Annotated in this window: 2 protein-coding genes; both read left to right on the forward strand. The window is 73.9% G+C overall.

What is annotated here, in order from left to right:
* Positions 1-43: 43 nt before the first annotated feature.
* Positions 44-1,078 (forward strand): Gfo/Idh/MocA family protein, encoded by a 1,035-nt coding sequence (locus ACFWFR_RS19105; protein WP_377618399.1) that lies wholly within the window; start codon positions 44-46, stop codon positions 1,076-1,078.
* 203 nt (positions 1,079-1,281) lie between these two features.
* A complete protein-coding gene (locus ACFWFR_RS19110) occupies positions 1,282-2,379 on the forward strand; it encodes a Gfo/Idh/MocA family protein (RefSeq protein ID WP_377618401.1) in 1,098 nt (365 codons plus the stop codon).
* The last annotated feature ends 43 nt before the right edge of the window (positions 2,380-2,422 follow it).

A 2,422-nucleotide genomic window follows, 5' to 3' on the forward strand; every position in this document is an offset into this window, starting at 1 on the left:
GTCCGTCGACCGGTCTCCCCCGGGGCCGCAGTAGCGTGGAGGCATGGTCTCCCACGCCGTGGTCAACGTGCTCGACGCCGTCCCCGACCCGGGCACGGCCCCGCCCGTGCGGTGGGGGATCCTCGGCGCGGGGAACATCGCCGGCTCGTTCGCCGACGAGGTGCGGACGTTCACGCAGGGTCACGTGGCGGCCGTGGGCTCGCGCGACGAGCACCGGGCGCGGGACTTCGCGCAGCGGCACGCGCCGTCGGCGACGGTGCACGGCTCGTACGAGGCGCTCGTCGCGGACCCCGACGTGGACGTCGTGTACGTCGCGACCCCGCACTCGCACCACCGCGACCACGGGCTGCTCGCGATCGCGGCGGGCAAGCCCGTGCTCATGGAGAAGGCGTTCACGCGCAACGAGGCCGAGGCTCGCGAGGTGCTCGACGCCGCGCACGCCGCGGGCGTGTTCGTCATGGAGGCCATGCTCACGCGGCACCTGCCGCACGTCGCCGCGATCCGCGCGCTGATCGCGCAGGGCGAGATCGGGGACGTCCGGTCGGTCACGGCGAGCTACGGGTCGAACGCCGCGTACGACCCGGCGAGCCGGCTCTTCGCGCCCGAGCTCGCGGGCGGCGCCCTGCTGGACATCGGGATCTACCCGCTCGCGTTCGCGACGGACCTCCTGGGCATGCCCGACGACGTCACGGCCGTGGGTCTCCCGGCTCCCACCGGGGTGGACGCCCAGTCGACCGTGGTGCTGCGGTACGGCGACCGGGCGACCGCGACGCTCGCGTCGTCGGTCCTGGCGCAGTCGGCGACGTCGCTCGTGGTCGCGGGCTCGGGCGGGCGGATCGAGGTCGTCGACCGCTTCATGGTGCCCACGGCGTTCAGCGTGGTCTGGGCCGACGGTGCCCGCCGCGACTACGACGGGTACACGCCGGGCGCCAAGCAGTACGAGGCGGCCGAGGTCGCGCGCTGCCTCGCGGCGGGACTCACGGAGAGCCCGCGCATGACGTGGCAGGACACGCTCGACCTGATGCGGGTCATGGACGCGGCGCGTTCTCAGCTGGGGGTCGTGTACCCGGGCGAGTGAGTGGGGGCGCCGGGGGCCGGTGCCGGGTGTTGGGTGCCGAGTGCCGAGAACGGGGTTGCGGTCGTCCTGACGGCCGGGACGGACGAGATCGCGGGGTTCGACCGCGCGCAACCCCGTGCTCGGCGCCGACGGGCCTGGGCGCCGCACGACCACACCTCGGGCAATGACCCGTGGCCGCGCTCCCACGGGGTTAGCGTGAACCCATGAGCAACGACGCCCGCACCGCGGCACCGACCGACCCGAAGCCCACCTCCCTGCCTCACCTCGCCGCGACCGCTGCCGACCTCCCCGAGGTGATCTCCGGCGTCGTGCCCGATCCCCGGACCGCGCCGACCGTCCGCTGGGGGATCCTGGGCGCCGGGAACATCGCCGGGTCGTTCGCCGAGGCCGTGCGCGACCACACGCGCGCCCGCGTCGTGGCCGTGGGGTCGCGCGACCGCGTCCGCGCCGAGCGCTTCGCGACCGAGCACGGCATCCACACGACCCACGCCGACTACACAGAGCTCGTCGAGGACCCGCAGGTCGACGTCGTGTACGTCGCCACGCCCCACTCGCACCACCGTGACCACGCGCTGCTGGCCATCGCCGCGGGCAAGCACGTCCTGGTCGAGAAGGCGTTCACGCGCAACGAGGCCGAGGCGCGCGAGATCCTCGACGCCGCCCGTGCCGCGGGCGTGTTCGTCATGGAGGCCATGTGGACGCGGTTCCTGCCGCACGTCGCGGCGCTGCGCGGAGTGATCGCGCGCGGTGAGATCGGTGAGATCGTCAACGTGACGGCCGACCACGGCCAGTTCTTCCCGTTCGACCCCGCGCACCGGCTCTACGCGCCCGAGCTCGCGGGAGGCGCGCTGCTGGACCTCGGCGTCTACCCCGTGTCGTTCGCGCACGACGTGCTGGGCGCGCCGTCGTCGGTCACGGCGGTCGGTGCGCTGACCGAGACGGGCGTCGACGGCCAGCTCGGCATCACGCTGGGCTACGGCCGTGCGATGGCCACGCTCTCGACGACGCTGTGGTCGCAGACGCCCAACGTGGCGTCGATCTCCGGCACCGCGGGGCGCATCGAGGTCGAGGGTACGTTCTACGCCCCGACGTCGTTCCGCGTGGTCCGCCACGACGGCGCCGAGTGGCGCTACGAGGGCTTCCGCGGCGAGGGCAAGCAGTACCAGGCGGCCGAGGTCGCGCGCTGCCTCGAGGCCGGGCTGACCGAGAGCCCGCGCATGACGTGGCAGGACACGCTCGACGTCATGCGGACCATGGACGAGGTCCGCCGCCAGACGGGCGTGGTCTACCCGGGCGAGTGAGCCGGGTCGCGTGGAGGGGTGCCGAGAACGGGGTTGCGGTCGT

The organism is Oerskovia sp. NPDC060287 (genome assembly GCF_042726775.1).
Lineage (GTDB): Bacteria > Actinomycetota > Actinomycetes > Actinomycetales > Cellulomonadaceae > Oerskovia > Oerskovia merdavium.